Here is an 18,775-nt window from a genome sequence, read left to right on the forward strand (position 1 = left end):
TATTGGAGTTTAATTACAACAAAAATATTTTTAGTATAACTGAAAGAATGGGGAAAAAAAGATCTATAGACATAACAAGTCAAACTGATGTTCTACTAAACATGGAACTTTCCTTTTCTGATCCAGAGTCATTATTAGTCAAAAGACCCAACAATTCAATTGAACTGAATATACCGAATTATATTTTAGATTTAAAGCAAGACGAAGAAATTATTTTCAAGAAAATTCATAAAAGTACGAGAGCCGATATTAGAAAAGCGATGGAAAAAGACCATTTGATCTATACTGAGTTTGAAAATCCCAATAATGTTCAAATTAAGAAATTTCATTCTTTATATAATTCATTCGCTAGAGAAAAGAAAATCTCATTGTGTAATCTCAATAAACTTTTATCTTTAAGGGATAATGATTCATTAATTATGACCTCAATATCGGACCAAAAAAACAATGTTCTATGTACAGGTATGTTGTTAATAGACAGAGAAAGTAAACAATTATATGGGTTATATGGTGTGTCAAACAGACTGTCTAAATCAACGAAAGAAGATAAAATAAAAATAGGTAGGGCAAACAAGTACTGGCATTGGAAAGAAATACAATCTGCTAAAAAAAGAGGGATGGATTGGTATAACTTCGGTGGAGAAGTTTTTCAAGAGACGGGTTCTGGTATTAATGATTTCAAAAGAAGATTTGGCTCGATATGTAAATACGATCGACGGGTTTATATTCCTAAAAGTTTGAAAGGCCGGGTGTACGTATATCTTCTGTATCTTAAATGGAAGAAGTGTCTTAAATATGACAGGCTAAAGAGCTGAATATATATAGAAGTGAAAAAAAGATAAACCTTTCATAACTTTCGCCCTTTATATTCTATAAAGAAAGAGGACAATTTGTATGAACAAATCGAAAGACCCGCTAAAAATAATCATAATTACTATTGGGTTATCTCCAATAGTGAAACCTCTAATTGATTCACGATTTAAAACAGTAGGAATTATAGAATCGGGTATAAGAAAAAAAGCTAGAATGACTATAAAGGAAATAGTATTTCTTTTGTTCAGAATTATCAATAGAAAAGTAAAGGGATTAAATAAATTATGCAATAAGTATAAAATTCCTTATTACTATATGGATAGTGGATGTGATAGAAACCTAGAGAAATGGGTTAAAAATTTATCACCAGATTTAATTATAATTTATGGAATGACTGAGTTACTTAAAAAGAGTATCTATGAAATACCAAAGTACTCCTCAATAAATCTTCACCCATCCTTACTCCCAGCTTACAGAGGACATAGTCCGGAGTTTTGGTCCTACTATAATACCGAATTAAACCCTGGCGTAACACTTCATTTTGTTGATGAAGGTGAAGATACAGGTGATATTATTTATCAAAAGCGTTATAGTTTACCTCTAGGTTCTAGATTTCCAGAAATGGAGAGGAAATCCATCGGAGAGATTGGTGCCCAAATGATACTAAAAGCATGCGATGAGTTTGAAAAAGGAGATATACCACGTATTAAGCAACCCTTAGAAAGCACAACTATTAGAGCTCGAAAGATATTAAAAGATGAGCATAGCGACTTGATTCATTGGGAGACTTGGTCTGTAGAAAGAACATGGCATTTATTAAGAGGACCGGAGTCCTGGCTTAATGCCCTTGAACAACCGAAAGGAATTTATAGATGGAAGATTATGAATTATGAGGTCTGTCCAATGAGTGATTATACAGCATCTAAGATATATAAAGAAAAAGGAAAACATTTTGTCGCCTGTGAAAATGGCAAAATCTTTTTAACTAAGTATATTTCAATTAAAGATTTTTTACTTACCATATTAACCAACTAGTAGAAAGTTGAGATACTATATAGTATACAATTGAAAGGTATGAAATAAAGCCAGAACTATACAATATTTATTCGTTTTGTAATATTTTTTGGACTTTAATAAACTTATTTTTAGGTATCATGTCCAAAAACACCCTCTACCTCAATTTTTCGTCGAGTGTAAATAAGTGCATTTGATATCAGACCATAACTCACTTTTAGTTGTTCTTCATAAATTGAATACATATGCACTTGGCGGTTTCCTGTCACCTTTGTACATTGTAATCTTATCGGGATGCGGTCGAGTAGCGCCTAAATAAAACCTTCGGTTATTTTGACGGTGTATCATCCTTTTGTTCATCATTTGCCCAGTTACTTACATGACGAATGTCTTTTTTTTGTAAAAAAAAGAGTATAGGAAGAGATCAAAGTTGACCAGGTCTTGATTTCCTTATTATTTTGATATCGTTCATTCGTATAATTGTCGCATCCTTATCGTTTTTGAATAAATATTTTGATCGCCTAATAGAGCGTATGTTGTTTATATTTCGCTTATCGTGATTCTAAGTCTTTCCGCACTAATTTCAATAGGGGCTGACCCATCTTTTTTCTTTTCGTACTTGGGCATCTTCTTCATTCTAGATACCACTCGTTTCTTTTTCACTAATGCTTTTCCAATTTGAGTTGGATTTTCTTCGGTCTATAAAGAGAACGTTTCGTCTTTAGCAGACAGTTCATGACCATCTTCATTGGTAATGGTCTGAATCTGTTGGTACGTTTCTTCAATTGCCTCTTATAGCTTCTCCTCAAACTCCGACGCCAATTTTTTTCTCAAATGAATACTTGTTGCGCTTGTTTCAATTTTTGTTATGTCTAGGAAAAAGTTCTCAATTGTGAGGTACCAATCTTCTATTGGTTAATGGTTCATTTCTTCAAATAGCTTCGGAATGAGCTTTTCTATTAGTAGTGTGTGCGAAAGCCATATATCATTCAATAATCTGATTTCTTCAAGGTCCAGCCACCTTATTAGGATATTTTCTTCAACCAGTTTAGCAATTTTACGGCAGGAATATACTAGGCTACAAAATGACCTTCATAATCACTTTGGGGCAGTAAGAGCTACGTCCACCCACCACAATTTAAAGTACTCGAAAAAGACTTTATCCCCTAATGATTCAACACTGTGACGTGATGAGCCAGCCGGTTCGATATCCTGAATATCCAAACTCCCAGCCGTTTGTTGTTTATCATAAGGAAGTTTGTTATTTAGGGTTGTAGTTTCCTCTTGAATGGTGAGTGGTAGTAAAGTTTGTTCCAAGTTCATTTTTCTGTAAAGTTCTTTGAATCAGTCATAAAAAGGGTTGCACCTAAAAGTCATATACCTGACTTTTGGTACAGCCCTTATTTTTTGTATAAAGTTTATCAACATATATAGTATCCATGGTTTGAAAGTACAACTAAATATGCTTACTAGAATTAGCTAAAAACCTCTTTTTCACTAATAGCTCTTTGTAAACGGGGTTTGCCTACACTTTTTAGTCTACATATTATTTTTTCTAGTTATTGACAGATGATAAGAAGAGATGTTACTTTGTACTTATAGTTGTTCTCAATAAAGAACAAAACAAGTGCCTTACTTCCTTTTATTAAATTAAATTGTAGTAATAAAGGGCTGTAAAAGGCTTTTTTAATCAATGAAATCTATTATTTAATATCTTTAAGAAAATCCTTTAAATAATGATACCTTTAGACTTTCTGTTCTTTATTGAGAATCATCACCTTTATACACAGGGGCACTCGATCAGCTGTGGGTTTGGCTAAAAGTGAGTTGAGGAGAAATTAAATGCCAATAAAATACGGTTTTTATGTAAGGACTATATCCATAAGTACTTTATTAATAAAAAGTGAGGTGAATTAATGTGACGTATAAAGATTATCAATATTTATACTAATAGCCCCATGTATAAGCATTTTAATGTTCATTTGTTTCCACTTATCCAAAAATGCTTGAACAAAAATATCCAATTCAGGCATTGAAGACACCATCACTTAATGGGTTTTGTTCTGATTTGAAAGTAGGAGATACTGCTCATGAAAAAAGTACTGTTAGGTATTATAACCGCTTTATTAACGATTGGTTGTGGACACCAAGAAACAGATATTTACTCGGTAACTGCTAAAAAGAAGACCGCCTCTAAACTACTTTGGTCTGATGAGTTCGATACTCTTGATAAGACTAAGTGGAACTTAATTAATGAACCAAGCTGGAAGCCTGCAAAACGAAAACAATATTACCTACCCAGGAACTTAACTGTTAAGAATGGCATTCTAACCATCCATGTGAAAAAGGAAAATTATGAGAAAGACCCATACACATCAGGAGCATTATATACAGAAAACAAGCAGACTTTTCATTACGGACGACTCGAAATCAGAGCTAAGATTGCTGATGGAAAAGGATTACTATCCGCACTTTGGTTACAGCCCCTTGATAGGACAGAATTCCCGGAAATCGACATTATGGAAGTGTTGGGTCAAGAACCCAATCGCCTATGGAATGTCGTGCACTGGGAAGATAAAAAAAAGAAAAGACAACGTGACTTTACTCACACCGATACAAAAAAACCACTCAACGATGCTTTCCATGTCTACGGCATTATCTGGACAAAGGAAAAGCTTACCTTCACCTTAGATGGAAAAGTTACACATACCATGACAAAGAACGTCCCACAAAAACCTATGTATTTAACAATGAACGTATCTGTTGGAGGACAATGGGCCACAGATCCATCACCTAAACAAAAATTCCCAAAGAAAATGCAAATTGATTATGTAAGGTACTACAGCAAATAGATAAAAATGGGGGAATACGAATGGAAATGAATGTTTTCACATACACAACTGCCGCTTTGTTTACCTTTGTTGTTTTATTCCAATTTAGTTATATTATTGTAACATTTAGGTATAGTCGTAAACCGAAAGCACTTAAGCAGATTCACCCTGAAGATACAATTAGCATTTTAATTCCAGCCTATAATGAAGCCGCGGTTATCGAAAGTTGTTTGAAAGGAGTACTGGCACTAAACTATACCAATTACGAAACGATTTTTATTAACGACGGTTCCGATGATTATACCTTAGAACGGTTGATCGACCTTTTGGATGCTGAGCGCACTGTTATCAATCCATCAGGGTCTCTCATATACGCAAAGGTTCACGAAGTGTATCGTTCTAAAAAGTATCCCAATATTTACATTATTGATAAAGAAAATGGAGGTAAAGCCAATTCTCTGAATGCAGGAATCGCATATGCCACAGGTAATATTATGATTACACTCGATGCAGACAGTATTCTACAACATGATAGTTTAATCTATGTCAACCAAGAATTCAACAATCCCGATGTTATTGCAGCTGGCGGGATGGTACAAGTAGGACAAATGTATAACAAAGCAGGCAAACCTGTTTTTAAAGGCAACCCTATCCTCAAGTATCAATTATCCGATTACTTAATGTCCTTTTATGTTCGGAGATTCGCGCAATCTAAAATGAAAATGATTGCGATTGTTTCAGGTGCCTTTGGTGTTTTTCGTCGGGACGTGCTGCATGACATTGGCGGCTATAAGAAAACCCTGGGTGAAGATATGGAAATCACATTGAATATCCAAACATATATCCGAGTGAAAAGGAAACAGGCCAAACTAATCTTTATTCCAGAAGCTGTATGTTTTACCGAAGTGCCTGAGAACCTTCGTGACGTTTATAAACAACGGATACGCTGGCAAAAAGGTTTTGTTGATTGTATAGTTAAATATCGTAAATCCTTTTTCCGCACACTCAGTGTAGGGTTCACACTTTTCCTCTTTTGGGATGCAATTATCATGGCAGTGTTAGGTATCTTAACTATAATTTTATTGCCCATTTTAATTATTGCAGACCTCTTTACCATTTATCATCTAATCTTAATGGGGGTTTCAGTCGTCTTACAATTCGTTTTCCGAGTCACCACTTATTGGTCCGCTACCCGTTATAGTCACAACTATCGCTGGTTTGAATACGTGCGACTCATACTCTTTTTTATTATCGAACTGCCGTTTCGTCCACTCTTGGACATGAGTTTCTATTTATTCGGCACATTTTCTTACGTGTTTGAAAAAGACAAACATAATTGGAATAAAGTCAAGCGATTAGGTAATGTAGAAATTACAAAAAAGAGTGCCTAGCTATGCCTAAGTATTAGGCAAAAGGAAATAGGACTATGGAACCGATGTTGTAAAGTTAAAACAAGAGATAAGTTTATAGTCCTATATATTATCTATTTGAGAATATTCGAGAGTATCCAGATTTCCACAATTAACGAAAAGAATATCAGCTATAAGGGGAAGAACGGATTTACTTTGTCGAATGTTGGTACCGTCATACAATGTATTTCTACCATTAAAGGTACAGGTTGTTAGAGACAATATTCATATGTCACTCCTAAACAATGGAGAGTCTCTGCGCTTGATAAAAAACAAAATTGGTCCAAATATATCTATAACCTTGGGTACTGAAAATTGATATAACTCATAGGAAGTCATAACAATATTTGAATCAGCCATTAGATAATTTTCATAATACTCCCTATAAAGTGGAAACTTTATTTAGCCAGACTCCAAAGAGTAACATTACTCATATATGTCGAGATTTTGAGAGATGGCATCCTCATATCCTAATTAATATAAGAATGAAAAAATCGAAAAAGCTTGTTTGAACACCAAGTTAGTTTTTTGAAATATAAAAAATAGAATACGTGAAAAGGATGGATCAAGAAAAAAGCTTTTACATGAAGCTATATTATTCCGAACAAGTAATTGGCATAAATCTTTTCGTTTTTTAAGACTTTAGTAAATTAGATTGTCAGTCGTAAAACGAACTCATTACTTCCACTAATTAAAAAACAAACTTCCGAAAGAACCATACAGTAAAAATGTATGGTTCTATTTGTGTTAAAAGCAAGTTTTCTTCCCTAAATTAAAGAAAATTAATCCAAAATAATGTATAGTTAAAAAGACGAGATTCGAACAAACATTCGTTTCTTGTTTGTAAGCTAACTTCTTAGAGGAACAGGGGAGAGAAAGTGAACGGAACAGCACATATGGCAATAGGGGCAACAATAGGATTTCTAACGGCGAACACTCTACAGACCGATCCAACCACCACGTTATTTCTAGTCGGTGTAGGTGGAGTTTCAGGATTAATGCCTGACATGGATATTGACGGGAAGTTGAGTAATAAGATTACCTTTTCACACAAATTCATTCGAACTTTGGCTCAAACCATCGGAGTGCTTATGATCATTTATAGTCTTCTAGCAAGTTCTGAAACGGAGAGATGGCTAGGTGTAGGCGCAGGTATTGGTATTATTATCATTTCTTCATTTATAACACAAAGACATATGCTAACTCTTACAGGGCTTGGTATTTTAGGGACTGGGCTGTCTTTAGATATTAGCTGGCTATGGCTTTTAGGAGTTTATATTATATTAGCTTCCTTTACACCGCACCGTAGTTATACCCATTCGATAGCGGGGGTTCTATTCTTTGGAGTGATTGCGTTTCAGTTCCAAGAGACATTGGGGACTGAAGGGATTTTCACTACTTGCATTTTAGGGTACATAAGTCATTTGCTGGCTGATATGAAGTTTCTGCCGTTTAATAAACGGGGGGTAAAGTTATTGCTACCATTTTTCTCAAAGGAATTTTAGGAAAAGCCGCAGTGTTTCTTTAATAGAGACATTGCGGCTTCTTTCCTTTTATATAAGGTGATTTTTATTTTAGTATCGTTTATTTCCTAAATCTACTAATGTAATATAATTGTAAAGTCCCTGTGATGCGCATGTTATGACTTTTCTAGTATATTAGGTTTAGCATATTGCATCAGGGGGTAAGTTATATTGTTAAAGAAAATTTTTGTCGGATTGTCGTTAGTTACAATGATTGGATTTGGTTCCTTTACTGGAAACAATGTAGAAGCTGCATCTTATCATACCAAAGCAATTAAAACCGCTAAAAGTGAATTAGGGACGAAATATAAAATGGGTGGTATGTCTTCTTCCGGTTTTGACTGTTCAGGTTTGGTGAAATATTCATATAACAAAGCTGGAAAGACATTACCGCGAACAGCTGCTGACATTTACAAAAAAGGAAAGAAAGTTAAAACCTTGAAAAAAGGGGATCTAATGTTCTTCTCACCGAATAAAGCAAAAAAACCAACGCATGTAGCGATATATATAGGTGACAATAAATTCATACACTCCGCATCTTCCAAGGGAGTTTCCTACGCAAAGACGAATAATAGTTATTGGAAACCACAGTATATTGGGGCAAAACGTATATAATTAGTAAAACTATTCCTTATAGAAACGGAAATTGAGGCTGAATTCAGTCTCTTTTTTTATTTAACAGATTAAATGTGCACTAAAACTAGTCAAGCAAAATTCTTGAAAGTCAAAGAAGGTCAATGTATAATAAAGGCATAAGGTCAAAGTTAGTCAAAGTCAAATGATAACTCGTAATAATAAATAAGGAGGAGTACTCATATGTTATGTGAAAAATGTCATGAAAACCAAGCAAATATTCAGGTTCATCTCAATATGAATGGGCAACAGCATGATGTCAAATTGTGCTCCACTTGTTATAAAGAAGAACGAAATAAACTTGGTGCAGCCATGGGAGGAATGGATACAGGAAAGTTCCAATTTGATGGATTTTCAAATTCATTCAACCCTTTTAATAGTAGCAACATGCCTCCATCAAAACCCGTACAAGAAGATAAAGACGGAGGTTTGCTTGAAGAGTATGGTCACAATCTGAATGATGTTGCAAAAGCAGGACTCATTGATCCGGTCATTGGAAGAAATGAAGAAATCAAAAGAGTCATCGAAGTGTTAAATAGACGAAACAAAAACAATCCAGTTTTGATTGGTGAGCCTGGCGTTGGTAAAACAGCTATTGCAGAAGGATTGGCCTTAGCAATTGTTGAAGGAAAGGTCCCGGAAAAATTGCGTAACAAACTGGTTTTTTCACTCGATATGGCATCTCTTGTAACGAACACAGGCATTCGTGGTCAATTTGAAGAAAGAGTGAAACAATTAATCAGTGAATTACAAGATAGAAAGAATGTCATTCTATTCATTGATGAAATTCACCAAATCGTAGGTGCTGGTTCAGCTGAAGGTTCAATGGATGCAGGGAATATTTTAAAACCTGCCTTAGCACGCGGTGAACTTCAACTTGTGGGTGCAACGACCCTTTCTGAATATCGGAAAATTGAAAAAGATGGGGCCCTTGAACGACGATTCCAACCCGTACAAGTTGATGAGCCGACAACAGAAGAAGCGATAGTCATTTTACAAGGTCTGAAAGATCGTTACGAGTCTTTCCATGGAGTCATATATACTGAGGAAGCGCTGGAAGCAGCTGTTGAACTTTCCCATCGTTACATCCAAGATCGCTTTCTACCAGATAAAGCGATTGACTTAATGGACGAAGCCGGCTCTAAACAAAATTTGACGATTGAATATAGTCAAGAGGATGTAGTAACACAACGTCTTGAACAAATCTATAAAGAAAAAGAAAAGGCTCTAAAAGAAGAAGCCTACGAAAAAGCGGCCGAGCTTCGAGATGAAGAAGAAAAGTTGGAAAAATCCCTACAGGCTGGAGCCAATGCAGCTAAACCGAACGTCACTGTAGAAGATATACAAAGGATTATAGAACAAAAAACGGGAATTCCTATAGGCAAGTTGCAAGAAGATGAACAGAAAAAAATGGTTCACCTACAAGAGAACTTAATGAAAAAAGTCATTGGTCAAGAAGAAGCAGTCAAAAAGGTTGCAAAAGCTGTTCGTCGAAGCCGTGCAGGTTTAAAATCCAAAAACCGTCCGACCGGCTCTTTCCTTTTTGTTGGACCGACCGGCGTAGGTAAAACTGAATTGGCTAAAACGCTAGCCGAGGAACTGTTTGGCGATAAAGAAGCTATGATTCGCCTTGACATGAGTGAATTCATGGAAAAACATAGTGTTTCTAAATTGATTGGTTCTCCTCCAGGTTATGTTGGTCATGAGGAGGCAGGACAATTAACTGAGAAAGTTCGCCGTAAACCATACAGTATTATTTTATTGGACGAAATTGAAAAAGCCCATCCTGATGTGATGCATATGTTCTTACAGATTCTTGAGGATGGTCGTCTGACGGATAGTCAGGGAAGGACTGTGACATTTAAAGATACTGTCATCATCATGACAAGTAATGCTGGAGTCGGTGAAAAGCAAAAAGTTATGGGATTCGGTACGAGCACTGCTGTTGAAGAAGCTTCAATCCTACAATCATTGGGTAGTTTCTTTAAACCAGAATTCCTAAACCGATTTGACAGTATTATTGAGTTCTCCACACTGAAGAAAGAAGATTTATTACAAATCGTTGATATCATGATTCATGAACTTGAAGAAACCCTGATTGCTCAAGGCTTATCACTTGTCGTGACAGATGAAGCTAGGCACAAATTGATTGAGATGGGTTATCACCCACAATTCGGTGCAAGACCCCTTCGCCGTGTTCTTCAGGAACAACTTGAAGATGGCATAACAGACTATATTTTTGAACAGCCTGAAGTGAAAAACTTCAAAGCTATCGTTAAAGATGACCAATTGAAAATTATCAATTCATAATGATTAGTACTAGAAATGCCTCCAAGACAGTATGACTGTAATGGGGGCATTTTTTAAAACGTTCTAAATGACCGCTCGTTTAGTTTAATAATTAGAATTCTTTTAATGAAGTCTTAGTTTGAAATAGTTTTTTTCATAAGGATATCAATTACTTGAAGGAACTGCAATAAAAAAATTGTTAGGTATAAACAAGGACTTATTTCTTTTTGCAGAGAGCATAGTATATAATATTGTTTAACAATGGGAGAAATGGTATATGTTTGATGATGAAACAGTTGTGGAATTAAAAGAAAGTGTATTCACTTTTATGGATTGGGCCATTCAAATGAAATCAAAATAGTATATAAAAAAACGAATTCCTATTTCATAAGGGGAATTTCATTGGAGGAGTGACCTATGAAAGATTCACTTTCTTATTTCGAAGAGGAAAATACCAATCAAGCACCTAAGGAAAAAGAAATCGAAAAAATTCTGGACTCCTTGCCGGTTGCAGAAATTGACCCAATGAGCCCGCAAGAAATGGATAACCTTTATTATTATGATGGCAATGATTTAGGGAATGACTTTCACCCAAATCGAACAGCTTTCCGTCTCTGGGCACCTACTTCAAGTGAAGCTAAGCTTGTTACGTATAAAAGTTGGGATGATCCTGTTGGTACCGAGTTTGATATGAAGCGCTCGGAGAAGGGAACGTGGACGGCTGAACTTCCAGGTGATCAAGATGGCTTGATATATACATACAAAGTGAAAGTCGGTAATGTATGGAATGAAGCTGTGGATCCATACGTCCGTGCCGTCACGGTTAACGGGAATAGAGGGGTAGTCATTAATTTAAATGATACTAATCCCCAAAAATGGAGTACTGATAAGCCACCATTAGCTAAACCGGAGGATGCGATTATATATGAACTTCATATCAGGGATTTATCAATTCATCCCGACAGTGGGATTCAACAAAAAGGTAAATATTTAGGTGTGACTGAAACAGATACTATAAGCCCATATGGTACGAAAACAGGAATCAATCATATTAAGGACTTAGGTGTAACTCATGTTCAATTCATCCCCATATTTGATTTTGCTACGGTAGATGAAACGAGATTGACTGAGCCTCAATATAACTGGGGATACGACCCAAAAAATTTTAATGCACCGGAAGGATCCTACTCATTGGACCCTTATCAGCCGAAACTTAGAATTAGAGAGTTAAAGCAGATGATTCAAACGCTGCATGATCAAGGTTTACGTGTCATCATGGATGTAGTTTTCAATCACGTATATACAGTGGATGACTCAAATTTTAATAAACTCGTACCCAATTACTTTTTCCGCTTTAACGAAGACGGAACACTGTCTAATGGGACGGGGGTAGGGAATGACACCGCTTCCGAACATAACATGATGCGTAAATTCATTGTCGACTCTGTGGTTTATTGGGCAAAAGAGTATCACCTCGATGGCTTCCGGTTCGATCTTATGGGGGTTCATGATGTGGAGACGATGAATGAGGTGAAAAAAGCTGTTCATGAAATTGATCCGTCTATCATTCTGTTAGGTGAAGGATGGGATATGAATACACCACTGGATGCTTCCCTGAAGGCAAACCAGAAAAACGCGCATAAGATGCCGGGTATTGCTCATTTTAATGACGCCATTAGAGATGGCTTGAAAGGTTTTGTAATGGATAAATACGATAGGGGCTTTGTCAACGGCAAACAAGGCATGGAAGATATCGTAAAAAGGGGAATTGCTGGTGGATTGAAATACGATGATCATTTAGCTACGTACCAGACCCCATCCCAGGTCATAAATTATGTAGAGGCTCATGATAATTATACTTTATGGGATAAGCTTGTCATCACCCAACCTGACGTGTCAGATGAAGAACGTAAACAGATGCATAAATTGGCAACTGCTGTCGTATTGTTATCTCAGGGAATCCCCATGATACATGCCGGTCAAGAATTCATGCGAACAAAAGATGGAGATGAAAATAGCTATCAATCCCCAGATTGGATCAATCGACTGAATTGGAAACGAAGAGCGGAATTCGACCATGAAGTAGAGTATGTAAAAGGATTAATTGCTTTGCGAAAAAAACATCCTGTATTTAGACTTACTTCGGCTGAAGAGATTGAACGGCACTTGATGTTCCTCGATGCTCCTGCAAATGTAATAGCTTATTCATTAATGACAGAAGATTCAAATATAGTTGTCGTTCATAATGCAAACTGGCATTCAATCGACATTACTTTGCCTCATCTAAAAAAGTGGTCACTTTTAGTTAATGGACAGAAAGCGGGTCTAGAAACAATAGAAGTAATTCATAGTAGTCATATTAACGTATCACCCTTAAGTTCATTTGTGATAAAAAGTGCTGCCGATTAATATCTCATGAGAACCGAAAAGGAAGAACGGTAAATTGCGTTCTTTCTTTTTTTCGTGAAAAAAGATAAGATGAATCGTTCTAATGGCAAGTTTGAATCTAAAATGCTATCAAAAGTACCGGAAGAATCCAGGACAGATGTGCTTATCCATTATTTTAACAAGTTTAAGGCGTTTTTAAGCAGGGTAAATTAGATTTATAGATTGACCACTTGTATTAGGAGGAGTTTATTTTGCGAGAAAAAGTACATATAAAAATTAATGGAGCGGAGACAGTTCTGGATGGCAACCAAACAGTGCTACAAATGCTTAATGATAGTTCAATAGAGGTTCCTAGTGTTTGTTATCATCCAAGCTTAGGGCCGATTGAAACTTGCGATACGTGTCTCGTTAGCGTAAATGGTGAACTTGTGAGATCTTGTTCAACTGAAATCAAAGACGGAGATGTGATTGATACATTAGCACCTGATGTGAAAGAAGCACAGGTAATGGCAATGGATAAGATATTATATAACCATGAATTGTATTGTACGGTTTGTGATTATAATAACGGCGGTTGTGAAATCCACAATACGGTGAAAGAAATGAAAGTGAACCACCAAAGTGTTCCGTTTGATCAAAAACCTTATGAAGTGGATCAATCCAATCCATTTTACCGATATGACCCTGATCAATGCATCCTTTGTGGTCGGTGTGTAGAAGCCTGTCAAGATGTTCAAGTAACAGAAACATTATCGATTGATTGGGAAGCCAAAAGACCACGGGTCATTTGGGATAATAATGTTCCTATAAATGAATCATCATGTGTATCATGCGGCCATTGTTCAACTGTTTGCCCATGTAACGCGATGATGGAAAAAGGAATGGAAGGGGAAGCGGGCTTTTTGACAGGCATTGCTAAACAAACCCTTAGACCAATGATTGAAATTACCAAAAATGTCGAAACTGGATATGGATCTATTTTAGCCATTTCTGATATGGAATCTGCCATGCGTGATGCAAAAATCAAAAAGACAAAGACCGTTTGTACATATTGCGGTGTAGGCTGCAGCTTTGACGTGTGGACAAAAGATAGAAAAATATTAAAAGTAGAACCACAAGCAGAAGCACCGGCAAATGGTATTTCTACTTGTGTAAAGGGTAAATTCGGTTGGGATTTCGTGAATAGTGAAGAAAGGCTAACTAAGCCAGTGATAAGGGAAGGCGATGCTTTCCGCGAAGCCGAATGGGAAGAGGCACTGAATTTAATTACTAGGAGATTCACTGAAATCAAAAAAGAAAACGGACCTGATTCTTTAGCCTTCATTACATCCTCAAAGTGTACAAATGAAGAATCGTACTTGATGCAAAAATTGGCCAGAAGCGTTATTGGAACCAATAATGTCGATAACTGTTCTAGATATTGCCAAAACCCAGCGACCGTTGGTTTGTTCAGGACCGTCGGTTATGGTGGGGATACAGGTGGAATTAAGGATATAGAAAAATCTGAACTTGTTTTGATTATTGGATCGAATACTTCAGAATCTCATCCAGTTTTATCGACCAGGGTCAAACGTTCACATAAACTTGGAAAGCAAAAATTAATCGTTGCTGATATCAGAAAACATGAAATGGCTGAACGCTCTGATTTATTCATTCAACCAGCTCCAGGGTCAGATATCGTTTGGTTATCAGCCGTGTCCAAATATATCATCGATAAAGGCTGGGCGGACAAAAAGTTCATCAAGGATCGTGTGAATGGCATGGATGAATACATCAGAAGCCTGGAACCTTTTACAATGGACTATGCAGAAAAGCACACGGGAGTAAGCAAAAAAGACTTAATCGCCATTGCAGAAGCACTTCATGAAGCTAACAGTGCTGTTTCCCTTTGGGCTATGGGTGTAACACAACATATAGGTGGAAGTGATACAAGTACCGCCATTTCCAATCTCATGCTTATTACTGGTAACTATGGGAAACCAGGAACAGGAACCTATCCTTTACGAGGCCATAATAATGTTCAAGGAGCCAGCGACTTTGGTAGTACGCCGGACAAACTTCCTGGATATGAAATGGTGACAGATAAAAAAGTCCGGGATAAGTATGAAAAAATATGGGGCACACCAGTACCTTCAAAGCCTGGACTGAACAATCACGAAATGGTCGAGGGCATCCATGAAGGCACCTTAAAGGCCATGTATTTAAAAGGGGAAGATATGGGATTAGTCGATTCCAATATCAACTATGTACATGATGCGTTTGAAAAGCTGGACTTTTTCGTAGTACAAGATATCTTTTTATCCAAAACTGCTGAATTTGCGGATGTCGTTCTTCCTGCTAGCCCAAGTTTTGAAAAAGAGGGTACGTTTACAAATACGGAACGCCGTATTCAAAGATTGTACCAAGTGTTTGAACCCCTTGGTGACTCTAAACCTGATTGGCAAATCATTATGGAAGTGGCAAATAGGTTAGGTGCCGGATGGAATTATGCTCACCCAGGTGAAATCATGGATGAAGCCGCTCGCTTATCACCAATTTATGCAGGTGTAAGCTACGAGCGGTTAGAAGGATACAATAGCCTTCAATGGCCCGTTGCAGCAGATGGTCATGATACACCACTTCTATTTACAGAAGAATTCCCATTCCCGGATGGGAAAGCACGGCTATTCCCGGTTGAATGGTCAAAACCAATCGATTTTGGAGAAGAATACGATATCCATGTGAATAATGGAAGATTATTAGAGCATTTCCATGAAGGAAATCTAACATATAAATCGAAAGGAATCACTTCCAAGACTCCAAATGCATTTCTTGAGATTTCACCTGAATTGGCTGAAGAAAGAGGCCTAGAGGATGGTACGCTAGTCCGCCTTTCTTCTCCATACGGAAATGTAAAAATACAGTGTCTCATTACCAATCGAGTGAAAGGTAAAGAGGTCTACTTGCCAATGAATGATTCGGGAGATGGCGCCATCAACTTTTTGACCAGCAGCTATGCTGATAAAGACACGGATACTCCAGCCTATAAAGAAGTACAGGCAAAAATGGAAGTATTGAAGGCGAAAGGAGAAAATCCATTACCTCGCATCAACCATCGTAATGGTAATCCTCAACCTCAAATCGGGGTACAAGTACAGAAAAAATGGGCCCGTGAAGATTATATTTTCCCTGGTGACCTTTTAAAAATAAAAAAGGAGTCGAGGAACCGTGGCTAAAGCGACAAAAGTAATCAATCGCATAGAACTCAGTGAAGAAGAATTGCGAAAAATTGAATTCGAAGATATTGAAAGAACTCTTCTCGAAAATAAAGAGGTCATTAAAGAAACGTTCGAAGTCATGAAAGGCATGCAGGACCGTGGGATACTTTCCATGGTCAACAGCCTGCTGAAGGAAGGAGATAAAGTCCTGAATATTCTGGTCAAAACAGCGGATACTCCTGAAACAGCCAATACTCTAAAAAACCTTCTTCTCATGCTTGGAACATTAGGAACGCTAAATGTTAAACAGCTTGAGCCACTTATCCTGAAGGTGAATTCAGGTATAGCCAGAGTCGCAGAAATTGATAAATCGGATGAAAAATCCGGCTACCTTTCATTGGTACGTTCATTAAATGACAAAGAAGTAAAACAAGCGATGACGTTATTGATGACCTTCTTAAAAGGAATGGGAGAAGATACAAGTGATTTAGAACGAACCACTCAATTACCAGAAGATCAACAAGTTCATAAAGAAAATGAACAGGCAACCATTCAAAGACCGACTTCAAAGAAAGATTTCGGTTCAAGTATGCCCAGTAAAAGCGGAAGAGAATCAAGAAAAAGCAGTAATTGGCTTTGGATTGCAGCAGGGGTTTCCCTCATGACCCTTCCGCTTCTATCAAAGAGGCAAAAGAACGAACAAAATAAAATTAAATAATAACGAGGGAAGGACCTTATACTGAGGGTCCTTTTTTAAGGTTTCATTTAAACAATCCACTTGTAGTTTAAAACTTTTACACATAAAATAAGGGTAACCAAAATTTTCAAGGAGTGTAAAAATGAAACTTAAATACACAGCGTTAACTCTCGGTATGTGTTCGTCTTTATTACTTTCAGCATGTACTGAAGAGAAAAGTGAAGTGAAGAAAGAAACTAGTCATGAGAGCCATGACCATACCGTTTCAGGGGATGTTCAGGAAGAAACTAGTGGAAAAGCTACAGCACCTGAGTTTCTTTCTGGAAAACCTGAAGACATGAAAACCATCTATTTAGCCGTTGCCCAAAACCAGGCGCTATTGGAAAAAATACCGTGTTACTGTGGATGTGGAGAGGAAGCTGGCCACAAAAACAATTACGATTGTTTTATCCATGAAAATAAAAAAAATGGAGCAGTAGTTTGGGATGATCATGGGACGAAATGTGGAGTATGCCTAGAGATAGCTGCACAATCCATCCTTGATTTAAACGATGGAATGACGATTAAGGATATTCGGGACAAAGTAGATAAAGCCTATAAAAAAGGGTATGCTAAACCAACTCCGACTCCTGAAGTGTAAGTAAGAGTTAAGGTACTAAAAAGGAATGAAAATAAATCCAAAATAAAGAAACAGGTGCACTTATGTATCTGTTTCTTTATTTTATCCCTTTTTCATTGTAGGCATTGATTCCAATCTTGCAATCAGAAATCCTAAGCTCAAGATGTAATAATAATAGGAGTTATGGGGATACTTCCTCATATAAGACATTCAAGGGAGTTTTTAATATTGACTTTAATCCGCCTTGGTTATGTGGCTATGAGCAATCAAGTACCACATTGTTCGCCTTCTCAAACGATGACTTTTGCACAATTTACTAAAATTAAAGATAAAGAAGCTGCGATACGAAAGTTAGAAAGGATTTCCGCTTCAAATCTCCAAAATTGCTGGCGTCTTCTCATACATAATGCTGCATATGATATCCAGTTTTTTCGTCTTTCTTCTAAACTTATACCTCTAGTAAACCATCCAGAAATACCAAAATGGGACTATCTTGAACCGCTAGCGGATGAACTGAACAAGATAAAAGATTTCCTTCTATCTCATCCAGAAGTGCGGATAGACTTTCATCCAGATCATTTTGTCATCTTGAATAGTAGCAATATTGATATACTAAAAACTTCAATGAAAACACTGAAAATGCATTTTTTATTATTGAAGAAACTAGGTATTGATCCTGAGCATCGGTGTGTTCTCCATGTAGGTGGAGGGTATGGCGAAAACGAGAAAGCTTTGGAACAGTTCATACTAAATTGGGGGATCATCCCAGAATCTCTTCAAAGGATGATTATCCTTGAGAATGACGATACGACTTTTACTTTATCAGAGACACTCTACTTATGTGAAAAACTGGGCGTACCTCTTGTATTTGATTATCATCACTATCTAGCTCACCATTCTAAGGATGAAAATTGGAGCGAGCATTGGGGTCGTATCCTCAATACATGGCACTATTCGAAATTACCACCCAAAATGCACATTTCTAGTCCTAGGAATGAAAAAGAATTTAGAGCACATGCAGATTTTGTGGATGTTAATATGTTTGTCGATTTTTTACGGGAAATCAAGGGGAGTTTACCACAGTTGGATTGTATGATTGAAGCAAAACAAAAGGATGGAGCTCTATTCCAGTTAATGGACCAAATAAAAGAATTTCCTGAAATTAAAATCATTAATGGGGGGAGCTTTTTTATACACTGATGAAAGATAATAATTTTTAAATCCTTGGTGAATTAATAGTTGACTTTTATTAATTTATCAGGTATTTATTTTTAGTTTACATAATAACATTATGGTAATTAAATAGAGAAACAAAAATGAAAAAGAAGAAGTATGGTGATGACTGGCGTAATTTCAAGTTAT

General features: G+C 36.7%; 11 protein-coding genes and 2 pseudogenes. 12 read left to right on the top strand and 1 reads right to left on the bottom strand.

The window, feature by feature from the left end; all coding sequences use genetic code 11:
* Window positions 1–2: 2 nt before the first annotated feature.
* Together ACIQXQ_RS18450 and ACIQXQ_RS18455 are read left to right on the top strand one after the other, a co-directional pair.
* Window positions 3–815, top strand: a complete 813-nt coding sequence (locus ACIQXQ_RS18450) for a hypothetical protein (protein ID WP_402959377.1) — start codon at window positions 3–5, stop codon at window positions 813–815.
* 79 nt (window positions 816–894) lie between these two features.
* The gene (locus ACIQXQ_RS18455) at window positions 895–1,848 is read left to right on the top strand and encodes a methionyl-tRNA formyltransferase (RefSeq protein ID WP_402959378.1); all 954 of its coding nucleotides are present in this window, start codon (window positions 895–897) and stop codon (window positions 1,846–1,848) included.
* Window positions 1,849–2,925: 1,077 nt separating this feature from the next.
* Here the strand turns inward: ACIQXQ_RS18455 and ACIQXQ_RS18460 are convergent.
* Window positions 2,926–3,144 carry a hypothetical protein gene (locus tag ACIQXQ_RS18460; RefSeq protein WP_402959381.1) on the bottom strand — a complete coding sequence of 73 codons (219 nt, stop codon included), beginning with the start codon at window positions 3,142–3,144 and terminating at the stop codon, window positions 2,926–2,928.
* A gap of 773 nt (window positions 3,145–3,917) precedes the next feature.
* On the opposite strand from ACIQXQ_RS18460, the gene ACIQXQ_RS18465 reads away from it, so the two are divergent.
* The 10 genes and pseudogenes from ACIQXQ_RS18465 (at window position 3,918) to uvsE (ending at window position 18,613) form a co-directional block, all read left to right on the top strand.
* Window positions 3,918–4,679, top strand: coding sequence for a glycoside hydrolase family 16 protein (locus tag ACIQXQ_RS18465; protein WP_402959384.1), 762 nt, complete (start codon window positions 3,918–3,920; stop codon window positions 4,677–4,679).
* 20 nt (window positions 4,680–4,699) lie between these two features.
* Complete coding sequence (locus ACIQXQ_RS18470; RefSeq protein WP_402959386.1) at window positions 4,700–6,049, top strand: glycosyltransferase family 2 protein; 1,350 nt, start codon at window positions 4,700–4,702, stop codon at window positions 6,047–6,049.
* A gap of 896 nt (window positions 6,050–6,945) precedes the next feature.
* Entirely contained in the window at window positions 6,946–7,572 is a 627-nt protein-coding gene (locus ACIQXQ_RS18475) for a metal-dependent hydrolase (protein ID WP_402959388.1), read from the top strand.
* A gap of 228 nt (window positions 7,573–7,800) precedes the next feature.
* Window positions 7,801–8,205 carry a C40 family peptidase gene (locus ACIQXQ_RS18480; RefSeq protein ID WP_402873229.1) on the top strand — a complete coding sequence of 135 codons (405 nt, stop codon included), beginning with the start codon at window positions 7,801–7,803 and terminating at the stop codon, window positions 8,203–8,205.
* Between the two features lie 201 nt (window positions 8,206–8,406).
* Window positions 8,407–10,533, top strand: a complete 2,127-nt coding sequence (locus ACIQXQ_RS18485) for an ATP-dependent Clp protease ATP-binding subunit (RefSeq protein ID WP_402959390.1) — start codon at window positions 8,407–8,409, stop codon at window positions 10,531–10,533.
* A 435-nt stretch (window positions 10,534–10,968) separates the two neighbouring features.
* A pseudogene (gene pulA, locus ACIQXQ_RS18490) lies at window positions 10,969–12,921 on the top strand (type I pullulanase); the annotation flags it as partial.
* A 230-nt stretch (window positions 12,922–13,151) separates the two neighbouring features.
* Entirely contained in the window at window positions 13,152–16,115 is a 2,964-nt protein-coding gene (gene fdhF, locus ACIQXQ_RS18495) for a formate dehydrogenase subunit alpha (RefSeq protein WP_402959392.1), read from the top strand.
* A pseudogene (locus ACIQXQ_RS18500) lies at window positions 16,108–16,674 on the top strand (helical membrane plugin domain-containing protein); the annotation flags it as partial. The gene fdhF and the pseudogene ACIQXQ_RS18500, both read left to right, overlap by 8 nt.
* 262 nt (window positions 16,675–16,936) lie before the next feature.
* Window positions 16,937–17,434: a PCYCGC motif-containing (lipo)protein gene (locus ACIQXQ_RS18505; protein ID WP_402959394.1), complete on the top strand. Its 498-nt coding sequence runs from the start codon at window positions 16,937–16,939 to the stop codon at window positions 17,432–17,434.
* Window positions 17,435–17,641: 207 nt separating this feature from the next.
* Window positions 17,642–18,613 (top strand): UV DNA damage repair endonuclease UvsE, encoded by a 972-nt coding sequence (uvsE, locus tag ACIQXQ_RS18510; RefSeq protein ID WP_402959396.1) that lies wholly within the window; start codon window positions 17,642–17,644, stop codon window positions 18,611–18,613.
* Window positions 18,614–18,775: the final 162 nt, after the last annotated feature.

The sequence above is a fragment of the Peribacillus sp. NPDC097198 genome (assembly GCF_044762055.1).
Taxonomy (GTDB): domain Bacteria; phylum Bacillota; class Bacilli; order Bacillales; family DSM-1321; genus Peribacillus.